This is a genomic window from Calditrichota bacterium, from assembly GCA_013112635.1.
Lineage (GTDB): Bacteria > Calditrichota > Calditrichia > Calditrichales > J004 > JABFGF01.
Genome location: JABFGF010000011.1, coordinates 1 through 22,394, shown reverse-complemented (window position 1 = coordinate 22,394; position 22,394 = coordinate 1). Strand labels below are relative to the sequence as shown.

General features: G+C 36.1%; 17 protein-coding genes. 13 read left to right on the top strand and 4 right to left on the bottom strand.

Annotation, left to right across the window (positions count from 1 at the left end):
- Nucleotides 1-8: 8 nt before the first annotated feature.
- The gene (locus HND50_19760) at nucleotides 9-1,922 is read left to right on the top strand and encodes a response regulator (protein NOG47485.1); all 1,914 of its coding nucleotides are present in this window, start codon (nucleotides 9-11) and stop codon (nucleotides 1,920-1,922) included.
- Between the two features lie 192 nt (nucleotides 1,923-2,114).
- On the opposite strand, the gene HND50_19755 is transcribed toward HND50_19760, so the two are convergent.
- Nucleotides 2,115-2,642, bottom strand: coding sequence for a DinB family protein (locus HND50_19755; GenBank protein ID NOG47484.1), 528 nt, complete (start codon nucleotides 2,640-2,642; stop codon nucleotides 2,115-2,117).
- A 92-nt stretch (nucleotides 2,643-2,734) separates the two neighbouring features.
- On the opposite strand from HND50_19755, the gene HND50_19750 reads away from it, so the two are divergent.
- From HND50_19750 to HND50_19725, 6 genes are all read left to right on the top strand, one after another.
- Nucleotides 2,735-5,911 (top strand): hypothetical protein, encoded by a 3,177-nt coding sequence (locus tag HND50_19750; protein ID NOG47483.1) that lies wholly within the window; start codon nucleotides 2,735-2,737, stop codon nucleotides 5,909-5,911.
- Nucleotides 5,912-5,971: 60 nt separating this feature from the next.
- Nucleotides 5,972-6,598 (top strand): response regulator transcription factor, encoded by a 627-nt coding sequence (locus HND50_19745; GenBank protein ID NOG47482.1) that lies wholly within the window; start codon nucleotides 5,972-5,974, stop codon nucleotides 6,596-6,598.
- Nucleotides 6,599-6,889: 291 nt separating this feature from the next.
- The gene (locus HND50_19740; GenBank protein NOG47481.1) at nucleotides 6,890-7,495 is read left to right on the top strand and encodes a hypothetical protein; all 606 of its coding nucleotides are present in this window, start codon (nucleotides 6,890-6,892) and stop codon (nucleotides 7,493-7,495) included.
- A 31-nt stretch (nucleotides 7,496-7,526) separates the two neighbouring features.
- Nucleotides 7,527-8,420, top strand: coding sequence for a T9SS type A sorting domain-containing protein (locus HND50_19735; GenBank protein ID NOG47480.1), 894 nt, complete (start codon nucleotides 7,527-7,529; stop codon nucleotides 8,418-8,420).
- A gap of 19 nt (nucleotides 8,421-8,439) precedes the next feature.
- Nucleotides 8,440-8,976 carry a hypothetical protein gene (locus HND50_19730; protein NOG47479.1) on the top strand — a complete coding sequence of 179 codons (537 nt, stop codon included), beginning with the start codon at nucleotides 8,440-8,442 and terminating at the stop codon, nucleotides 8,974-8,976.
- A 477-nt stretch (nucleotides 8,977-9,453) separates the two neighbouring features.
- Nucleotides 9,454-9,639 (top strand): hypothetical protein, encoded by a 186-nt coding sequence (locus HND50_19725; GenBank protein ID NOG47478.1) that lies wholly within the window; start codon nucleotides 9,454-9,456, stop codon nucleotides 9,637-9,639.
- A gap of 185 nt (nucleotides 9,640-9,824) precedes the next feature.
- Here the strand turns inward: HND50_19725 and HND50_19720 are convergent, their stop codons facing one another.
- A complete protein-coding gene (locus HND50_19720; protein ID NOG47477.1) occupies nucleotides 9,825-13,436 on the bottom strand; it encodes a response regulator in 3,612 nt (1,203 codons plus the stop codon).
- A gap of 256 nt (nucleotides 13,437-13,692) precedes the next feature.
- On the opposite strand from HND50_19720, the gene HND50_19715 reads away from it, so the two are divergent.
- Together HND50_19715 and HND50_19710 are read left to right on the top strand one after the other, a co-directional pair.
- Nucleotides 13,693-14,376: an SDR family oxidoreductase gene (locus HND50_19715; protein NOG47476.1), complete on the top strand. Its 684-nt coding sequence runs from the start codon at nucleotides 13,693-13,695 to the stop codon at nucleotides 14,374-14,376.
- A 31-nt stretch (nucleotides 14,377-14,407) separates the two neighbouring features.
- Nucleotides 14,408-15,436, top strand: a complete 1,029-nt coding sequence (locus HND50_19710; protein NOG47475.1) for an aldo/keto reductase — start codon at nucleotides 14,408-14,410, stop codon at nucleotides 15,434-15,436.
- A 46-nt stretch (nucleotides 15,437-15,482) separates the two neighbouring features.
- On the opposite strand, the gene HND50_19705 is transcribed toward HND50_19710, so the two are convergent.
- Nucleotides 15,483-18,416 (bottom strand): M1 family metallopeptidase, encoded by a 2,934-nt coding sequence (locus HND50_19705; protein NOG47474.1) that lies wholly within the window; start codon nucleotides 18,414-18,416, stop codon nucleotides 15,483-15,485.
- Nucleotides 18,417-18,608: 192 nt separating this feature from the next.
- On the opposite strand from HND50_19705, the gene HND50_19700 reads away from it, so the two are divergent.
- From HND50_19700 to HND50_19690, 3 genes are read left to right on the top strand one after another with little or no spacing between them, the layout of a single operon-like run.
- Nucleotides 18,609-19,070 carry a MarR family transcriptional regulator gene (locus HND50_19700; GenBank protein ID NOG47473.1) on the top strand — a complete coding sequence of 154 codons (462 nt, stop codon included), beginning with the start codon at nucleotides 18,609-18,611 and terminating at the stop codon, nucleotides 19,068-19,070.
- Nucleotides 19,071-19,075: 5 nt separating this feature from the next.
- Nucleotides 19,076-20,419: a hypothetical protein gene (locus HND50_19695; GenBank protein NOG47472.1), complete on the top strand. Its 1,344-nt coding sequence runs from the start codon at nucleotides 19,076-19,078 to the stop codon at nucleotides 20,417-20,419.
- Between the two features lie 30 nt (nucleotides 20,420-20,449).
- Nucleotides 20,450-21,430 carry a rhodanese-like domain-containing protein gene (locus HND50_19690; GenBank protein ID NOG47471.1) on the top strand — a complete coding sequence of 327 codons (981 nt, stop codon included), beginning with the start codon at nucleotides 20,450-20,452 and terminating at the stop codon, nucleotides 21,428-21,430.
- A 72-nt stretch (nucleotides 21,431-21,502) separates the two neighbouring features.
- On the opposite strand, the gene HND50_19685 is transcribed toward HND50_19690, so the two are convergent.
- Nucleotides 21,503-21,778, bottom strand: coding sequence for a peptidylprolyl isomerase (locus HND50_19685; protein ID NOG47470.1), 276 nt, complete (start codon nucleotides 21,776-21,778; stop codon nucleotides 21,503-21,505).
- A gap of 184 nt (nucleotides 21,779-21,962) precedes the next feature.
- On the opposite strand from HND50_19685, the gene HND50_19680 reads away from it, so the two are divergent.
- Nucleotides 21,963-22,232 (top strand): hypothetical protein, encoded by a 270-nt coding sequence (locus tag HND50_19680; GenBank protein NOG47469.1) that lies wholly within the window; start codon nucleotides 21,963-21,965, stop codon nucleotides 22,230-22,232.
- The last annotated feature ends 162 nt before the right edge of the window (nucleotides 22,233-22,394 follow it).

Sequence of the window (22,394 nt, the reverse complement as noted above, 5' to 3'; positions counted from 1 at the left end):
GCAAAACAATGTTTGAATTAAACCACTTGAAATTCAACTTCTCGAAATGGCCGATTTGGCGCCAATTAGTTACAATTCTCGTTTTGCTCCTTTGCATTTTTATTATTGTAGTTCCGGGATTCGTTCGTCAGTTTGAACGAGGCTTTCTTATTGACAAGATGATGACATCAAACAGGAATACAATTAATGTCCTTTCATCAACAATGATCGATGCCGTTATTATAGAAGACCGCCCGGTTTTACAAACCATTGCTGAAGGGATAGTTCTAAATGACACCAACATTATAAGTATTTCAATAGAAAACGAAGAAGGCAATATCCTTGCCGAATTGAAGAAAGAATCATCGATTGCAAACGAAAATGTCTATCAATTAGTGGAGAGTCTTGAATATGAAGGAGAAAACTTTGGTTCACTCTTGATCACTTTTGACTTAAATCCAGCATTAGCCGTTATTGATAATCATATTATTAAAACCAGATTTATGATCGCCATCGTTTTATCAACACTTTTTCTATTATTTTTATTAGTTGTCCACCGCATAATAATAAATCCAATTGGCAAGATTAATCGAAGCCTTATCCGGCTGTCCAAAGGAGAATTAAAAACTAATATTAAACTTAGGTCATCAGAGGAGATAAGAAGACTTAGTTCTTCAGTTCATATGCTGGGAGATTTTTTGATTCTTCAGAAAAAACGGGAAGCTGAAATAATTGAATCACGGCGCAAAGCTGAAGCCGCGAATAAAGCCAAAAGTGATTTTCTTGCAAATATGAGTCATGAAATCCGAACTCCCATGAATGGGATCATTGGAACAGCAGAACTTTTACAGGATTCAGGCTTAATGGATGACCAACGTGAGTATTTAGATATTATTGTGAATTCCGGCGATACATTATTAACGATTATAAATAATATTTTAGATTTTTCTAAAATTGAAGCAGGAAAAATTATTTTAGAAGACATTAATTTTAATATTGAAGCTTTAATCAAGCAGGTTAAAGGTTTGGTTGATTATGAAGTGAAAAAGAAGGGACTGAGTTTTTCATATTCTATAAAATCGGTAAATCAAAATGTTATTGGTGATGTTGGGCGACTCCGACAAGTGTTGGTTAATTTGGTGGGCAATGCGTTGAAGTTTACTAAAGAAGGCGAGATAAATATATGTGTAGAAAAAATTGAGGATTTTGAAAAATCACAATCAATACGTTTTGAAGTAAAAGATACAGGTATCGGTATTCCAAATGACAAACAAAATGGCCTATTTGAAATATTCACACAGGCAGATACGTCTACAACTCGAAAATATGGTGGCACGGGGCTCGGGTTGGCTATTTCAAAAAAACTGGTGCAAAAGTTAGGTGGCGAAATTGGCGTAGAAAGCACTGAAGGAGAAGGATCTACATTTTGGTTTACAGTCATCTTAAAAAAGCAAATTGAGGCTAAAAATATCTCTGGTGAAACTGATTTACAGAAAACTGAAATCAGCAATATGGATGATATTAAAGAGGGCCAGATTGAACAGAATGAATTGGCCCAAAGTCCATATAATATTTTGGTAGCAGAAGACAATAAAGTAAACCGCAAAGTTGCGAGTGTTATGCTAAAAAATCTTGGGTTTAAAGCAGATTGTGTGGATAATGGCCAGTTAGCTGTAGACGCTGTTAAAAATGGTTCGTATGATCTTGTTTTAATGGATGTTCAAATGCCTGTAATGGATGGATTTGAAGCAACAAAACATATCCGGGATACAAAAGATGGAAACCAAATACCTATATTGGCAATGACAGCTAATGCGTTGGCCGGTGACAGGGAAAAATGTCTTGAAGCAGGAATGGATGATTATATTTCAAAGCCTGTCAAAAAAAATGCTTTAAAAGAAATGCTTAATAAGTGGCTGCCGGAAACGGAATATATGCATTAAAAACAGTTATAATCCATGCTACAAAAATATTTCTGGTTTGGCAATTCAGTGTATTCTACTACTTCTACAATCGACATTCCTTGTTCGCCAATCTTAAGGTAAATTTTTAGCCACTGATTCTAAAAACCTATGAACAAAAAAATGCTCTTTTCGGTGGAAATCAGTGTTAATCCGTGGTTAAATTCTTGATGGTTACATATTTACAATCGGTAAAAACGCTTTCCAGGGGCCAATCTCTTCCTTGTATTGTTTGGCCATAACCCGCACAACCTGGCTGATGTGTCCAAGATCGTGCACAACCCACGTTGCCAAAAGCTCCTTTAAAGTCACCTCACCAAAATTTGGATGAATTCCTTTTTTTTCAAGATCTTTTTCCTGGATATTCATTTCTGATAATACTGCCAGATTTTCTTTTCGCAAACGGGCAAACTCATTCAAAAGCTGCTTAATTGTTTTTCCTTTCGATGTCTCCAATTGGGCAAAGCGGTCAAACGGATCAAAAGCTTTCTCTGTGCCATATTTTATTATTCTCTCCGTCCTGGTAATCCAATCCGTTTTTTCACCATGTAGCAGATGGCCAACAATATCAAAAGGGCTCCAGGTATTCTCACCTTCATTTTGATTAATCCAGTTATCGGATAAATTGGTAAGCAGGTTTTCCAAAACGGAAGGAGTTTTCTCTAAAATTTCAATGGACTTTTTTAAGCTGAAATTCTGCATTGTGTTTTTCCCTTTCTTTTTTTGTTATAAACAGCGCAATTATAGATATTTATAAGGTCTTTTGTTTTTAGTTTAAAACTAACGTGATGCCGATGAAATTTCAAATTGCACTCTTTTTCTTTTTTACTGTTTTCTTTTCTACAGCTTTTGCTCAGGAAGATATAAATTTCAAGCACTTAACTGTTGCCGATGGGCTTTCCCAAAATACTATTTCAGCCATTCATCACGATAGCCGTGGATTTATGTGGTTTGGTACACAAGATGGTCTTAACCGCTATGATGGATACGAGTTCCGGGTTTTCCGGCATGACCGTGATGATCAAAAATCGATCAGTGCAAATTGGATTTGGAGTATCGAGGAAGACAGCAGCGGCCACATCTGGGCATCCACATTTGGAGGAGGCCTTTCCCGCTTTGATCGCTACACGGAAGAATTTATAACATTCAAAAATGATCCGGATGATCCCAAAAGTATCAGCCACGACACAGCCTGGGATTTTGCTGAATATCCAAAAGGGACATTTTGGGTTGCTACCAATAATGGTTTAAACCAGATGTTTATTGAAAAAGATAAACATGGAAATATTTTAAAGGCTGAGTTTGAATACCTTCCTCATGATACAGTTAATAATAATGTTTTTAGAATTGTTCTGGCTGAGGGTGACTACTTATGGCTTACCTCACCGATGGGTTTATACAAGTTTGAGATTAAAACCAAAACCTATACTTTTTATGATTTGACCCCCGAGACAGACATTTTTCATCGCTATCAGGGGAGTTCTAATCAAGCAAAATCAGATTATTTGTGGATAACCTCCGGTGAAGGATTGTTCCGCTTTAACAAAAAAACGGCGGAAGTAAAACATTATATCAACGATCCCGCAAATCCTGAAAAAAGTATTATTGATAATAGTGTCATTTCAGTTTTAGAAGCAGATAATGGTGTTGTTTGGGTCGGGACTACAACAAGCTTGACGTTAATTTATCCGTCTGGCAATTATCAGCAACTAAAGCATGATCAGCTTAATCCGGGCAGCTTGAGCCACGATTATATTTCAAGCCTTTACCAGGACAGAAATGGATTAATTTGGCTGGGAACCCGAAGTGGCTTGGATTATTACAGACCGGCAGCAGAAAAATTTAAACACATCCATTTTAGGGCGCATTCGCCAAATTCCATGTCTAGCTCAAGCGTTATATCTATTATTGAAGATTCCTTTGGATTTCTTTGGATTGGCACCAGTGACGGCCTTAATCGTTACAATCCAAAAACAGGGAAATACCAGCATTATTTTAAAAATACAGAAAACCCGATGCGTGGCCCTTCTTCAAGTTATATTATTATTCTTTTTGAAGATTCAAATAAAAATATCTGGATTGGTACGCGTGGAGGCGGTGTTTGCCTTTGGGAAAGAAAAACAGGGCTATTTAAGCATTTCACAAATGCCGGTTTGCCGGGTATTAGTATAGGAACAATTCTTTCAATTATTGAAGATGAGGATAATGATATTTGGGTAGGCTCAAACGGTGCCGGCTTGTTTTTTTATGACAAAACGAAAGACACTTTTGAACAAATGCCTTTTAATATTATCGATCCTACAACTGAGATGAATGATTTATCTGTATTCTCTCTTTTTATTGACAGCCAAGGGACTTTTTATGTTGGTACTGCGGCAGGCGGCATAAATATTTTTCATAAAAAAAACAGAACTTTTGAGCACATCCTAAATGACCCTGAAGACAAAAACAGCATCTCCAACAACCGTATCATCAGTTTTTTAGAAACAAGGGACGGGACGATTTGGGTTGGAACGGCTCAGGGTTTGAATAAGCTGGTTATTGATGAGAAAAAGACTGGGGCCGCTAAGTATTCATTTATCCAATATCTTGCAAAAGATGGTCTGCCAAATGAAGTGATTTATGGAATCCTTGAAGACGAGCAAGGTTATTTGTGGATAAGCACAAATAAAGGCATCGCAAAAATAGATATATCTTCAGAAAATATTTCTGTTCGTTCTTTTACAAAGGATGATGGCTTACAGGATAATGAGTTTAATCAAAATGCGCTTATTGACAAAGCCGGGCAAATGTACTTTGGAGGTATTAACGGTTATAATGTTTTTGATCCGGGCAAAATTCGATTAAATGAACATAAACCGCCAGTCCGCTTAACCCACCTTAAAATTATTGACAAAGAGGTAAAGCCCTCTTCTGTTAATGGTTCGGTTCTTACAAAGAGTATTACCGAAACAAGAGCTTTTACGTTGCCGTGGACACACAATGTCTTTTCCCTTGAATTTGCCGCATTAGACTTTACCACACCTGAGAAAAATCAATTTGCTTACAAAATGGAAGGATTTGATGATGAGTGGATCAAATCCGGAAGCAGACGCTTTGTCACGTATACTAACCTCGATCCCGGAGAATATATATTTCGTGTGCGGGGTTCAAATAACGATGGCATTTGGAACGAAGAAGGAACATCGATTGGAATTACCATTACGCCACCACCCTGGCAAACCTGGTGGGCATACATATTGTATTTTATCTTTTTATCAGCGGCGATTTTTAGTTATATCCAGTTTAAGGTTCGTGAAAAAGACAAAGAGCTGGAAATGTTTGCACGGATCGAGAAGGCAAAATCCGAAGAACGGGCCATGGTTCGCAAAAAAGCTTCTGCAGATTTTCATGATGAAGCCGGTAATCTGATCACCAAGATTTCCTTATTTGTTGAGCTGGCTAAGCGGACCGAAAAAAAAGAGTCGCAAACAAAGGGTTATCTGGAAAAAATTGAAGAAAACACAAAACAACTGTCCGGCGGGATGCGCGATTTTATCTGGTCGCTTGATCCGGGTAAAGACAATTTGCTGGATACGATGTCCCGGTTGGAAGACTTTGGAAATTCCATGTTTGAGTACAGCGATATCCAATTTAGGGCAATTGGATTAAAAAAGAAGCTTTCTAGCATAAACCTTGCCCTTGATGACAGGCGGGCAATTGTTTTGATTTTTAAAGAAGCTATGAATAATTGTTTAAAATATTCAAAAGCTAAAAAAGCTTTTTTAAGAATTGATCATGAAAATGAAAAATTGAAAATTATTTTTTCCGATAATGGAGTTGGTTTTAATTTAGATACCATTGAAAACGGATATGGTCTTACTAATATGAACAGTCGTGCAGAAAAAGTTGATGCCGTGCTGGAAATAGATTCAATCCCCAAAAAAGAAACCCAAATTATTTTTATCAAAAATCTGGATGCAAAAAGCTGATTTTAAGAATACCGCATTTGGGTGATTGATAACAAGGATAGAAATTAACCAAGTTTAGCCATGGCCGAAGAAATACAAGTAGCAATAATAGAAGATGATAATGAAATCCGTCAATTAATGACATTGATAATAGACGGATCGCCTGGTTATATATGCAAACATTCTTACAGCAGTTGCGAAATGGCAATGGATAACCTTAAAAAGTCACCACCGCATGTTGTTCTGATGGATATAGATTTACCGGGCATGTCCGGGATTGAAGGTGTGAAATGCCTAAAAGATGAACTTCCTGAGATTGATTGTTTGATGCTTACAGTTCAGGATGATGATGATTCTATCTTCAATTCCATTTGTGTTGGGGCAACAGGTTATTTGCTTAAAGACACCTCACCAACAGAGATTCTTAAAGCTATTGAGGAAGTTCATAACGGTGGTTCGCCAATGACAGCAAGTATTGCAAGGCGCATTATAAGCTCATTTAAACCGGAAAAAGGAACAATCCTTTCCGGTCGTGAAGTTGAAATATTGAGACACCTTTGCGATGGTGAAAACTACAAAGTGATTGCAGAGAAACTTCACATTAGTGGACATACAGTTCGCTCACACTTTAAAAACATTTACAAAAAACTACATGTTTCTACCCGCGCAGAAGCAGTAAGAAAAGCCATCAGCGATAAACTCATCTGATTGAATATTGATGATTGACGATTTAAACACAATCAACCTTGTTTCAAATCCATCGTTTAATTTTTAATATTTAGATAAATATTTTAGAAATATTCAATTATCAATTGAAAATAAATCAATAAACAAAAATACCCCACCTGCGTGATTGAGTCTGCCTTTTTACCGTCCTATCATACTAGCAATTAATTCAACATTTCAGGTTCAAGAATATGGCCATGGAATTGAAACCGTATTATCAACACTATCATTTTTGAGACAGTAAAACATTCATAAAGAAAGAAGGAGAGAGATATGAGACGTTTATTTTTAACATTTATTGGTATTGGTTTGTTGTTTGCTTTTAATGGGTGTAGCGAAAGCAGTACAGGGTCAAACGACGATGATAACAACAACAATAATAATAACAATGGCTCTGGCAATAATTTTAGTTTTGAAGATTGGAGTGGGGGAGAACCGGTAAACTGGACAACTTCCAATATCCCCAATGCATATACAAATGTTACCAAGTCAAGTGATGCGCAATCAGGATCAGCAGCAATTAAAGCAGAAGTTCTTTCATTTCAAGGTGCCCCGATAAATGCTTCAATTACCTCAGGAACAGCCCTGGCGCCGTATTTTGAAATTGACCAGAATGTATCAAAAGTCAACTTTTATTATAAATTTTCTCCTGCAAATACAGGCGAATATTTGTCTGTTCAGGTATCTCTCTACTCGAGTTACCCAAGTGGAATTTTGAGTTTTGAAACATATCAGATTGATCAGGCAGCAAGCAACTATACATTGCTCAGCCTTGACATGCCTATCCAAGCAGAAACTCCAAAACTGATTCAGATATCTGTGGCATCTATCGCAACTGTTGGCGCCACTTTTTTACTTGATAATATTACATTGGAATAACAAGTAAGTAATGAAGAAAAGGGTAAACAAAATGAGAAAATATTTAATAATTATAGTCCTAATCCCGCTATTGTCTTTTGCACAAAATGGGATACTAAATGCTGGTTTTGAAGATTGGGCAAACGGTAAACCGGATCATTGGCTTACGTCAAATGTTCCTGCACTATCTATAATTGATGTTACACAAACTACAGATTCAAACTCCGGTGCTTATGCTGTAAAAGGAGAAACGATTCTTTTCTTGAATGCACCTTCTGAACCGGGAGTTTTTACAGGTAAGGATAATTCTGTTATTGAAAACCCTTTTCTTGTATCACAAAATTATGCAAAATTCAGTGGCTATTATAAATATACTTTGGGTAACCCCGATTCGGCTGCCGGGCGTTTTGAGGTTAGGGTTGCCCTTAATAATAATACAGCCGGGAGAAGAGTTGCAATAGCGGAGATTGATTTACCGGTCGCAGAATCGTATACATTTTTTGAGGTACCATTTGTATATGATGAACCGGCAGATATAACCGCAGAAGTTGTGCACATATCCGTTGCTATTGGAGGGAACCCGGATGGTGACCACAATGTGGGCTCGGTTTTTTACTTGGATGATCTTTCCCTGGATGGCACAGTCAGCGCGGTTGAAAATCCCGAAATAGGAGCCATTCCTGAAAAGTATAATATTACCCAAAATTACCCAAATCCATTTAACCCAAATACTAATTTTGAGTTTTCGCTACCCAAAACAAGTCAAGTCTCTTTGAAAGTATTTAGCTTAACCGGGCAATTAGTAGCGACAGTTATTGAGGAAAATTTAAATACTGGTAAATATATTATTAATTGGGATTCAAATGGGATAGCGAGCGGAGCATATATCTACCGCTTTACAGCAGGTGATTTTGTTCAAACAAAACGAATGGTTTTAATAAAATAGATTTAATAAGGAGTGAAAAATGAAAAGGATATTGGTATTAATTTTTATAACAGTTTTTATGATTACATCGTCTTATGGACAAGGATTGGGATTGAAATCAATTACAGGTAAAGCAGGGATTGTTTTGCCGGAAGATCCATGGGACAGCGGGTTTCAGATTGGTGCAAAAGCTGATTTGGGAGAAATTATGGAAAATGTCCATTTAAATCCGGTTCTGGAATACTGGAGCTCCGGGTATAGTATTGGCGGAGTTGATTTTTCCTTATCGAATTTTCAATTAGGGGCTGAAGCTCATTATGCACTGAATAATATTAAAGGACTTTATGCTGGTGCCGGCCTGGTGTTAAATTTTGTAAGTATTGAGGTTCCAACATTTGTTGGTTTTGGCAATACAGGTACAGCAACAGCATCAAACACAGATTTTGGAATAACGGCTTTAGTAGGCTATGAATTTCCACTTGGTGGTATGGCAGGTGTTGCCGAAGCAAAATATAATCTAACAGATGTTAGCGCATTAGGTGTTACATTTGGTGTGAAATTTGATATGAGTAAATAGAACGTTTTCTTAAATCCTTCCGGGTTTTAAAACCTGGAAGGTATATTAATTATTCTAAGAAATATTTTTTTGTCTTTTTTAGCTTGTCGTATTTTACAAGACAGCTCCTGCCATCTGTTAATTTCAAATAAACACAAAGTTCAGTTTTATCTTGTTTAATTTTTGAACTAACAACATTTTTATCTTCGATTAACTTTTCCGCTTTTTCCCTGGAAAGCTGGTTCATAAAAGTATACCGTTAAATGCTTCAATGTTGTGTAAATTGTTAATGGTGTGCTGTCAAAATACCAAAAGCGAAAAATAACAAAAAAGAAAGATTAATCCCACTAAAAACAGAACAACAAATAAAAAAAAACATTGTTCCCAAATATTTACTTTATTTTTTTATAACTACCTATCTTAATACTTATTTTTCCCTTTCTATTCGAATAAAGATTATATATATTACGTTAAAAAAGATCATAGAAGGAAAAAGGTATGAGCAATTTTTTAAAAGTCTCAGCACTATTTTTAGCGTTTATTTCTTTTTCGTATGGGCAAACATCGTTTAAGATTAGTGCTGAAAACAGCGAGGTTGGTTTTACACAGACTGATCCAAATGGGGAAATTATTAATCAAAAAAACAGTTTATACAATCTTGACGAAAATAAAGTGATAGGTTAAATAGATATGGCTGAGCTTAATGATTCTGGGAAAATGTAAGTTGGAATGAACTTGAAGGTGGGATTCACATGCACGTTTTAATAATTTTAGCAGAGTACAAAAACTTATTTTATTGAAATAATCACTGGTTACATAAGATTGACAATTAGCAAAGGCTCCTTAAAAGGGAAGGATCTCTATTAAGATTAGTTTTTGTTGAGGTTCATTTCTATTATGTTAATCAAGTCGTCAATTTTTACCGGTTTCGTAAGATAATCATCCATATCAGCGGCCAGGCATGTTTCACGATCCCCCTTAATAGCGTTTGCGGTTAAAGCAATAATTGGAATATGGCCACCCTGGTCAGTTTCAAATGAACGTATAAGCTCTGTGGCTTTGTAACCATCCATCACTGGCATATTTATATCCATAAGAATTAAATCATAGCTCTGGCTTTTATACATATTAACAGCTTCATGACCGTTGTTGGCAATCTCAACCAAAGCATTATTATTTTCTAATAATCGTTTAATAAACTTTTGATTGATCGAATTATCTTCGGCCACTAATATTTTTAATTTATTCAGATCATTTATAAAAACTTTTTGTTTTTCAGATAGCAATTTCTTCTCAATGGTTAGCTCATTATGCTCCAGGGATAAATTCAACCAAAACACCGAACCTTTACCAAAATTACTATCAAACTCAATTGTACCGCCCATTAAAGTTGCTAGCAGTTTGCTAATGGAAAGGCCTAATCCGGTACCGCCATATTCACGTGTAGTCGATGAATCAGCTTGAGAAAAGCTTGAAAATATTTGCTTATGTTTCTTTTTCTTTATTCCAACACCGGTGTCACTAACCATAAACTGTAAAGGAACTTTAGCCTCATTATCTATTTTCTTATCAGCGATTTTATTAATGGAAAGGCTGATTGCAATTTCACCTTGTTTAGTGAATTTTATAGCGTTACTGCCAAAATTTAAAAGAATCTGTTTAATCCTATGTGGATCGCCTTTTACTGTTTTGGGGAGATCTTTATCTAGAGTTAAAGATATTTTTAATCCTTTCTTTTCAGCGCTTACTTTCAATATTTTAAACACATTCTCCATGAAAGAAACCAAATCAAATTCAATGATCTCTATTTCCATTTTACCCGCTTCTATTTTTGAAAAATCAAGAATTTCATTAATCAATTTATGCAGGGAATCTGCGCTATAATTTATGGCGTCGACATATTCTTTCTGGTCATCTGAAAGGGGTGTTCCTGATAGAAGATGGTTCATTCCCAGAATGCCATTAAGAGGAGTGCGAATTTCATGGCTCATGTTTGCTAAGAAAATCGATTTTGAACGTACGGCTTGCTCAGCTTCGGCTTTTGCTGAAATAAGTTGCAAGTTTGCATTTGTTAGTTCTTTTGTCCGTTCAGAGACAAGCTGCTTTAATCCAAAGGAGCGCCACTTTACAATCAATATAATGAATAGTACTGTGCCAAAAATATAACCAAGATAAGCCCACGTTGTTTTATACCAGGGCGGAATAATCTCAAAATAGAATACAGCTTCTTTAGCCGGATAATTGTCCACATTTTTTGCTCTTATGTGAAAAATATATTTCCCGACAGGAAGATTTGTATATTCCCTTTCAGATTTATTGCTCCATTTCGACCAATCTTTTTCGAAGCCTTCAAGGAAATACTGGTATTTGTTGTATTCCAAGTGGTGAAAACTGTTTATGGAATATGTAAACTTTGCGCTTCGAAAGTCATAATCAATTTGATGGTATCGTTTTTTACGGGCTGTTTTGGATTGAGGTTTATGCTTTCTGGGGATTATCCAATCACCATTAAAAAATAGTTCTCCACCGAAATAAATTGAACGGATTAAAGTTTTGTAACTGTTTTGGCTTTTAAATGAATATGATGGATCATAATTAATTAAACCGGGGCTTCCGCCAAACCAAATTCTACCATTATCTTCAATTAGAATTTTTTCTGTAGCAAAATCCGAAATTCGTGCAAATGTTGAGTCATCTTTTGTAAAGCCGCCGATCTTGTTTTTTTTGTAATAGCTCAAATTTTTAAGGGTTGTAGCAAAAATGTTTCCATTTCCATCATCAACAATATCATTAATTCCTTTCTTGTAAAATGTTTTTCCAATACTGGAGGTCGTATCGATGTTAAATGAATCGGAAGAGGAGTTAAATTTATATAAGCCGTCCTTGGCCAGGAAAAGTAATTGATTGTTTAACATTGACATAAAGTTAAAATTATTTTGAGGTAAACCATTTTTTGTTGTGTATTGTTTTATTTCAGCATTTTCAATTCCTTTTTTAATATCAATTTTGTAATAACCCTGCTCGTACGAGTTAATCCAAATAAGACTATCAGCAGTCTCATAAGTTGAAAAATTGCCATTGTGACCAATAAAAATAGATTTTTCTAAAAGTAATTTACCATGATTGTATTTAACACTGAAAAGTGAATCGTAAGATGTAAGAAAAAAGCGGTTTTCATCAGTTACAGATTGGCATATTGATGTATACTCAATATTTTTGAACAAATGCCTGGTTTTATTTTTTGTATCTATGGAATACAAGCCAAGATCTGTAGCTAAAAGTAATTTATTTTTAAAAACCAACATGGCCCATGTCCAGGCATTAATCTCCTTTATCGTATTCAATCCAAAGCGCTTTGCAAAATTTGCAGAGAATTGATTTGCAGGATCAGGTTTTTCTTTCAGTTGGTAAAATCTGCCAAGAGTTGAAATATATAATTGGTTATTAAACTTCTTAATGTCCGTAACGCCACCGCGAATACCCGTTTCAGAAAACAGGCTTTGAAAAGGTGTAGGGAATTCAAAACGGTTTAGGCCTTCATTGGTTCCTACCCAAAGACCATTTTGCATGTCTTTAAAAAGGGTCAGGGCAGATTGACTTATCAGGTTAGATTCAATATCAAAAGTATAAACAATTTTACCCTGTGAATTAATAACAATAACTCCAAATGGATCCAGAATGAGAGCATAGTAATTGCCGGCCAGTTTTTCCGAATCATATAGAAAGTATTTTTTAAATAATGGGCTTATCTCAGTTTTTAACTCAGAGAGTTGTTGTCCATCATAAATATAAAACTCTCCTTTGGAAGTAATAAACAGGTTTCTGTTGCGGTTGCCTTTTGGGTTATAAGGCAAAAGGTTCATTATATTCTTGTTGGCAAGCTTATCCAGATTGGGAATTTTTTTTAGGGTATCATTTTTTACTTCGTAAAGTCCTCCAGTTCGCTTTTGGATAATAAGTGAACCGTTAAGCTTTCCGGTGAATGAATATTTTGTATTAAAAACCTCAGTAACTTTTTTCCCGGATAGTTTAAAAATCCTGTCATATTCTGTTACAAAATAAACATCCTCTTTTACCGGGATTATATTGAAAACTTGTCCAAAAAATCCCTCAACTGAATCTGACAAAGATTTATAAACAGGATTGCCACTCCAATCGGCAGATATATAACCAAATTGGTCTGTTAATCCCGCATAGACAATGCCAAAGGTATCCACCGCTAAGGTAAACACATCAGAGCCAATGGGTGTTTCAATTACCCTCCACTCAACACCATCATACTCCAAAATGCCTAAACTATTTCCAACATAAATTATACCACGTTTATCTTGAGTTATAGCCCAGTTTTGAGATCCTGCATTATAATCCTTAGAAACAAAGGTCTGTTTAAAAGGAATTCCAACAGGCACTTTAACATCTTGTGGGTGCTGGCTGAAAGAAATTGAGAAAAATAGTAATAGAAAAAGAACAGATCGAAACAATATTATATCCTGATTTAATCCCCTCAGGCTTATAATTCGGCTATAAATACTTATTTCTTACTATCTTGAGGGATGAGAAAGTATATTGATCAAACAAAATGCTCCGTAACAATAAGTAGATTAACTTTGCAAAAGTCTGTTTTATAAGGGATCCAACAGGAATTTGGTAAGTTGTAGTTTGATGATTTATAGTTATGGCATTTTGCAAAATAAAATTAAAAATATGATTTAATAAAAAGCTTTTATGGAGGAAATAATGCAAAAAGTAATGTTAATAACAGGTGGAAATCGTGGGATTGGTCTTGAAATTTGCAGGCAATTGGCGGAACAAAATCACAATGTTATTTTAACTGCCCGAGATCAGGAAAAAGGAAAAACAGCTCTTATGAAACTTCCATCAGGGGTTGAGTTTTTACAGATTGATATGAATAACAATTCTACGTTTGAATCGGCAAAGGATTTTATTGAAAATAAATATGGCAGGTTGGATGTGCTAATTAATAATGCCGGGATTATCAGTAGCGGCAAAGGCGTTGATACTGCTAAAATGGAGGAAATCCGATCGGTGATGGAAACCAATTTTTTTGGGCCTGTAGAATTAACCCAAACTTTTCTGCCCCTATTAAAAAAAAGCAAAGAAGCCCGAATTGTAAATGTTTCCAGCGGAATGGGTTCACTAAGTGAAATGGGCTCTGGGTACGCCGCGTACAGGATGTCAAAAACGGCTTTGAATTCATTTACAGCTATTTTAGCTCAAGATTTAAGTTCGGAAAACATAAAAGTAAATAGTATTTGTCCCGGATGGGTAAGAACAGATATGGGTGGATCAAATGCATCACGCAGTGTTGAGCAAGGGGCAGATACTGCAGTTTGGCTGGCTTCTGCAGATGAAATTCCAGATGGAAAATTTTTGCGGGACAGAAAAGTAATTGATTGGTAAATACATTTTTAGGTTTTTGAAAGGAAAAAAGATGCGATATAAATTATTAGGTAAAAGCGGCTTACGTGTTTCAGAAATCTGTCTGGGAACAATGACATTTGGCGAAGAATGGGGTTTTGGCGCCAACAAAGAAGAAAGTAAAAAAGTTTTTGATACCTATTCAAAAAAAGGCGGAAATTTTATTGATACTGCCAATCGGTATACAAACGGCACTAGTGAAAAATATGTTGGTGAGTTTATTAAATCGCAAAGAGAACACTTTGTCCTGGCAACAAAATATACTTTGTACGAGCAAGCAGGTGACCCGAACCGTGCAGGCAACCACCGCAAAAACATGATTCAGTCTGTAGAGGCAAGTTTAAAAAGATTAAACACAGAATATATCGATGTACTTTATTTGCATGCCTGGGATTTTTTAACTCCTGTAGATGAAATAATGCGCACTTTTGATGATCTGATCCGCCAGGGTAAAATCTTTTATGCGGCTATTTCCGATACACCGGCCTGGAGAATTGCACAGGCAAATACAATTGCCAATCTGCGAGGATTATCGCCCTTTATAGGATTGCAGGTAGAATATAGTTTGATGCAGCGTACACCCGAACGCGATCTTTTACCAATGGCCAAAGCTTTTGATATTGGTATAACTGCCTGGGCGCCAATTGCCGGAGGCGCATTAACGGGAAAGTATTTAAAAAACCGAGAAGCAGAAGGCCGGGTTAAAGAGCACAGTCAAAGGCGTAATGAACGAAATACCAAAATAGCAGAAGCGGTGGTTGAAGTTGCCGGGCAAATTGGAAAAACCCCGGCGCAGGTTGCTATCCGCTGGACTATGCAGCAAAATCAGGTGGTTATCCCAATTGTAGGTGCACGCACACTTGAGCAGATTGAAGATAACCTGAATGCAGCAGATTTTGTGCTTAACCCGGAACAGATGGACAAGCTAAATAATGTCAGCAAAATTGAAGTTGGTTTTCCTCACGATTTCCTACAGCAAGATGCAATAAAACATGTTGTTTATGGCGATACATTAGACCAAATAGACAACCATCGTAGCTGAAGAATGTCAAAATTGTAACGGATATTTGTTTTTCTGTTGTTCATTTTTAGTCAAAATTAATTGGCGATTCTAAGTTGAAGAAAGTGCGAAATTCAAAATTCTCTTCTCCAGGTATAGGATCGCTAATGTACATAGGAAATGTCAGCGAAAGAAATCCACTATCAATTTTAAAACCAGATTCAAAAAAGTATTTATCATCCCCAAGAGTATTAAAACTTGAAGCCATAGTTCCAGCACGTCCATAAATAGTTGGAATTATGGGTACGTCAAACTCGATACCCACTGCAAAACCACTTTTATTTTTTAAGTAATTTCCTTTTTGATGGCCATGGCCAAGCATGCCCATTCCTTTTTCTAAAGTATAACTTCTTATAGGGGCAGCACTTCCCCGGTAGCCAGGTACAAATGCTTCATGTTTAGGATCAACATCACCACCTGCAAAAATTAGCTCCTGGGATGGCACATTATCACCTGTAACCGAACCAATATACACATCCAGCTTTGAGCGAACTTTTTTAGTTAGAAAGAATGTAAATTTCTCTTTGATTTCAAACTTAAAAAAATCGGCTTGTGAGTTTAATACATCAATACTTTTTTCAAATCTGATATTCAAGTCAGCCCAATATACCATTCGCCTTAACCGGGAATTAAATTCTATCTTTGCTGATGTATACCTGCTTTTTTGATAAATTCCGGGTTCATGATAAATCATATCATGCAGTTTTATATTACTTAGCCCAAGTTGAATGTTGTAGCGGACGGCAAAGCTGTTTGGATTGCGATAAACCATTTTTAATTTTGCATCAATATTTTTAAGACCGTCTTTGTCTTCTATTCCCAGGTAGACATCGCTGTAATTAAGAATAAAACCTGGTAGCCGGTGATCCAATTTTAGGGAGTACCCGATGTTTCCGGATTCAAGAGCATAATAGGCGTTCCCTTTAAAGAAATAGTGATTAAAAATAGGATTGCCAGACCAAAAACCCGTTCCAAGTCGCGTTCCATCTTTAAAATACTCATACCCGAGATATGGATAAAAGGTAACCTTATATTTATCAAATGAAGGTATTGGCCGTAAGAAAGCAAACTCAAATTCAGGAAAATTACTATTATTATAATAATCTGTCTCGAAGAAAAGCCGTTTTAAATTTACCTCCACATTCTCTACCGGGCTAAAATGTTTAAATATAACAGGATCGGATTCATTGCCACTCCAGCGTCCCTCTAATGTATCATTTTGGGCTGTGACTAAATGAACAGGAGCAGGCAGTCCTTTTATCGTACCTTGATTGCTTACAAAAACTTTTGTTGTAAATTCACTTCCAGATTTGCTTGTTTCATAATCCTCTAATTCAAAATCATTATAATGCGTAGTTTCCATCCACTCTTTTCTAAAATGGTTTATATCTTCTTTGGTATATTCCTGCATTGTATTCCAGAAATCATCTAGTCCCGGATGTTTAAAATGCCAGCGTTCAAAATAGGTTTTAATGGCTTCTTCAAATTCTTTTTCTCCCATCATCCATTTAAGGGCATTAAGCATAAAACCGGCTTTTGAATAATTAGAAGAAGAATAACTATTTCGTGTAAATTGTTCGCCTCGAAGGCTCATAGGTTGTTCTTTGTGTTGCCTGGCCATAGATCCGTAAACGAGATTGTGATAATGCCACTCACCCAAATCATCCAGAATATTCCAGCTACCAAGCAAACTGTCAAACTTAGTTAAATTGTAAAAGCCATAATAATGGTTCATATATGCTACTTCATGGTAATCGTTAAGACCTTCATCAAGAAAAACACTGGCTCGCTCATTATTGCCAATCATTCCCTGAAACCAGTTATGGCCAACTTCATGGGCGATAACCATTTCCAGCATATTTGTCCATGACTGATAATCCATTGTAATCAAAGTGATCATTGGGTATTCCATACCACCACTTGTTTCGTGTGATCCATCTACAACAGTGGCTTTTGGATATTTATATTTTCCAACTTTGTCACCATAAAACCAGAGAGTTTTATCAATCCAGTCCGGTACATCTTTCCAGTCATAAGCATTTTGGGGTAAGGTTAACACTCTTGCTAAAACATTATCTTGGGTAATTTTTTGATGGATCATAAAATCTTCCCCGGCAAACCAGGCAAAATCATGTACATTTTCGGCTACAAAACGAACTGTTTTTAAAGAATCATAATTTGTATTATTTCGATGTGATTTTTGCCAACTCTGCCAGAATTTATTTCGCTCTTCAACATCTTTTATTTTTGTGAGTTTTTTACTCTGCTCAATTATCGAATCCAGAAATGCCTCCTCAAAAGGGTTTTCCTGTAGCATCCCGGTAGCATCAATTACAAAATTTTTGGGTAGGGTAATACTGACATCAAAAGTTCCAAATTCACCATAAAATTCGCCGACTTCTACATAAGAATCTGGGTGCCATCCATACTTATCATAAACAACAACTTTTGGGTACCATTGTGTCCCATGAAAATAACGTTCACCCCAATGCCCGGATCGGGAAAATACAATTGGGAATTGTGCATTAAAATCAAGTTCGATTGTTATAGTTTCACCTGGTTTAAGCGGTTTGTCTAACAACAGCTTTGCTTCATCAATAGCGTCTTCTTTGTATTGCCAGCTAATTTCAAGTCCATTAGCTTTTACAGAAGTTAGGTTTATGTAGCCACGATCTTTTTCATCAGAGTAATGAAAAGGCCTGCGATACATATGTTTCTGCTGTTTTGCGTATGGTGTTGATTCGTCTTTGTATGCATTTGGGTATAAGTGGAACCAAATATATTCCAATTCATCAGGTGAGTTATTAGTGTAAATAAGTTTTTGTTGACCATGATATTTGTGTGTAATAGGATTGAGGGTTATATCAATTGTATAATAAACATCCTGCTGGAAATAATCACCGGGCTGGGCAAAAAGACCTGAAACAAGTAAAAGAGTTAAAACAGTTATTCTGGTAGACATGGTTATTAGCTCCGAGTGTAAAGTGTGTACATAGATATAGGACAGGTGGCGTTGATTAAAAGTTTCAATAATGTAACATACTAGGTGATTAAGTAAAACTGATCAAAAAAGTAAAAAAAACAAAAAAATGTTGACAAAACAATTGTTATTGTCGATATTTGTCACTAACAATTATTGGTAATGGAAATCAAAATGAATAATTCAAATTCCAATGCAGCAAAATTAGCGGATTTAACATTTCACCTTCTTGAAGATTGTCATCAAAAAGAGATGAGGTTGGCCGAAAGATATGGTTTAACACCATCAGAATTTAGGTGCCTGAGATTATTTAATTTGGGAGAAGTGGTAAATAATAAAGATCTGGCAAAAAGACTAAACCTAAGCCCCGGAAGACTTACGCGTATAGTAAATGGGCTAGTTGAAAAGGGTTATACCAATCGTGAAATAGCAGAGCTGGATCGGCGGAATATGAGGGTTACACTTTCTGGAAAAGGTGAAGAAATGGTTAGCCAGCTGAACAAAGCCTATGTGAATATTCACAAAGAGATACTTGAAGATGTCGATGTTTCAATCCATAGTGATCTTATTAGCGGTATGAACCAATTACTTTCTGCATTACGAAAATGGATGAATAAGAACGAGGAGGAAATTTAATGAGAATGAGTAAGTATCTGTTGTTATTTTTTTGTGTCCTATTTGTGAATCTTTTCACTGCGTGTTCAGATAAAGCAGATGATGATAACACAGTTGATCCAAATTTATCAATTAACTCTTGCGTGGGTTGTCATACAAATTATGATGTATTAAAATCAATTGCCTCTCCGGATACAGTTGTTGAGTCTGGTGGTTGTGGAGGCGATGCGCCACATTATGAACCTTATGATCGTGTATATCTTGGTGATGATGGATATGAAGAATTTGCCAATTCTACACATGGAGATATGAAGTGTATAGACTGCCATAATGGTATTAATGATACAGATGATAAAAAACTGGCACACTCCGGTGATTTTATTCGCCATCCTTCAGTTGCAGCTACTGAAAAATGTGCACCTTGTCATGCAGAAGTTGTTAACAGAACACATAATAGCCTACATGAACAGGGATGGGGACAAAAGAAAAGAGTTGCTTTAAGATTTGGTGTTGACTCTTTTGATGATGTTCCGGAAGAAATGAAAGCCGGATATGATAAAAACTGTGCAAAATGCCATGGTGGCTGTGGTGATTGCCACGTAAACCGACCAAAGTCTGGTGGCGGCGGTTTATACAAAGGTCATAAGTTTAGCAAACCTGATATGCGCGATAATTGTGTGGCCTGCCATGTAAGCCGGGGCGGACATGCATTTTTTGGAGTAGGTTCCGGAACCAAGCCTGATGTGCATTTGACAAATCTTGATTTTAATTGCCTTTCTTGCCATTCAACAGATGAAGTACATGGCGATGGTAAAATTTATGATCGCCGTTATGAAATGGAATTAAAACCGGAATGCTCCGATTGTCACCCAAACGTTGATAAATCAAACGTCTACCATTCTGTCCACATAAACGATTTTAATTGCCAGACATGCCATTCACAGCCTTATAATAATTGTGGAAGTTGCCATGTTGGTGGAGAAGGTGCACGTAACCATTCGCATCAGAATTTTAAAATTGGTATAAACCCGATAAAGGATATTAAACCTTATAAAATGGCTACTTTGCGGTTGGCACCTCATGCACCGGATAGCTGGGAATTATACGGAACAACTGAACTGACAAATTTTAATATTGAACCAACATATAAATATACAACACCGCACAATATCCTAAAATGGACACCCAGGACAGAGGTTGAAGAAGGGAAATTGTGTTATGATAATTGTCATATCATAAAAGAAGGAGTTACATACAGAAACCGTAACCTTTATTTATTTAATTCAGACATGAATGAAAACTGGGAAGTCCAGGCAAACCAAAGTGTAACAGTTGATGGAAAATTACCGGCGAGCTGGGGCACACCCTAATTTAATCAAACCAAACCAAAGGAGTTAGTCATGAGAAAGAATACTTTCTTATTTATTTTAATCCCAATCTTCAGTTTTTCTTTATTCTGGGGATGTAGTGAAAGTTCAACCGATTCAGATCCAGTTGATGAATATGCTGTTCTTCTTGAGTATCTTGAAGGCGATGCAGGTGATTTTATAAACACAACTTATACTGCATTAAAATCTGCCGCTGATGTTAAAACGGATTTAGGTACAGACCAATACTTGATCGATATCCGTAGCGCTGGTGTTTATGATACTTTGGGACATATTCCCGGAGCAGTTAATGTTGCTTTTAGTGATCTTATTACCCACGTTGAAGGATTAACAACCAACCCATCAGAAATTATTATAATTTGTTATTCTGGCCAAACTGCAGCATATGGAACATCTCTACTCCAATTACTAGGTCATGATAATGTGTATTCGATGAAATTTGGAATGACCTCATGGAATTCCAAATTTGATTCTTGGACAAATAATTGCTCAAATGGCCGGTATGTTGATTTTGTTAAAACAGATACACCAAAAGGCCCAGTTGTTGATTCTCCCGTCTTATCAACTGATGAAGAAGAAGGACCTGCAATTTTAAGAAAACGTGTTGAGGAAGTATTAGCTGCTGGTTTTTCTGCAGGTGCAATTACAAACGCTGCTGTTTTTGCTGATCTTGATGGACATTATATCAATAATTACTGGCCAAATGATCAGTATTTAGATCCTGGTCACATTCCGGGTGCTATCAACTATATACCTAGAAATGACCTTAAATCTGAAAACTACCTGAATACTCTTCCCGCAGATAAACCTGTTGTAACTTATTGCTATACTGGACAAGGGAGTGCATTTTTAACAGCTTATCTTCGTGTTTTAGGTTATGATGCATATAGCTTGAAATTTGGCGCGAATGGAATGATCCATGACTATATGCCTGCTTCAAAATTTACAAGTGCTGCTATAATGGAATACACAGAGATAGAGTATACAGAGTAACTATCGACAAATTATAAGCCCCGACAGTTTCGGGGCTTTTTTTTTGTAAAAAAAATAAATGTCTTTATAACCTTACTTTTGCCCGGTTTTTTTTATTACATGAAAACCAAATTGGGTTCGAATCACTCGCCCAACCAATCCGCTTGATTGGCGGCTCACTGCCTGTTCAAATTCCTTAACCATCTGGCCCGGACCAAACCAACCCAAATCGCCACCCTTGCCTTTGCTGGGGCAGGTTGAATGTTCTTTTGCCAGTGAGGAAAAATTCCCACCTTTTCTAATTCTTTTAATAAGCTCTTCAGCTAATTTTTTATCTTTGACCAAAATATGACTTGCCCGCCATTCCATAAGTTTTCCTTAAAATATTACATTCACTAAATTATTTGTTTAAAGCATCCGATAACTATATTTGCAAATTTCATCAATCTCTTTCCAGATGCCAAATAAACATATCAAATTTATAGAATATAAATCCAAAACTATTTTATTTACTGATTTCTCAAAACATAAACGAGATCAAATTTTTATTATTATGGACGAAGTCAAAAAGATTGTTAGAACAAAACCTGAAAAATCAGTTTTAGCTTTGACAAATGTTTTTGAAACAGAATATGACAAAGATGTAATTAAAACTATGCATGAATTTGTGAGCCATAATGAACCGTATGTAAAAGCCTCGGCGCTGATAGGTTTAAATAGCTACTATCAGATAATATTTAAAGGGATATTAACTTTAACTGGGCGTGAAATAAATACGTTTGATGATGAGCAAGAAGCGTTGGAATGGTTGGTTAAGCAATAAAATTGTTTTTAAAATTCTAAAAAATTCGATCCCCCCCAGTTGACTCATAATAAAAGGTAACTTTGTAAGATAAATTTAGTTGTTGTAGTATAACGTTTTTAGTACTTCCTTTTTTTGCTTCTTTTTTGTTAATAAGTTGTGGATTTATGTGCATAACTCTTT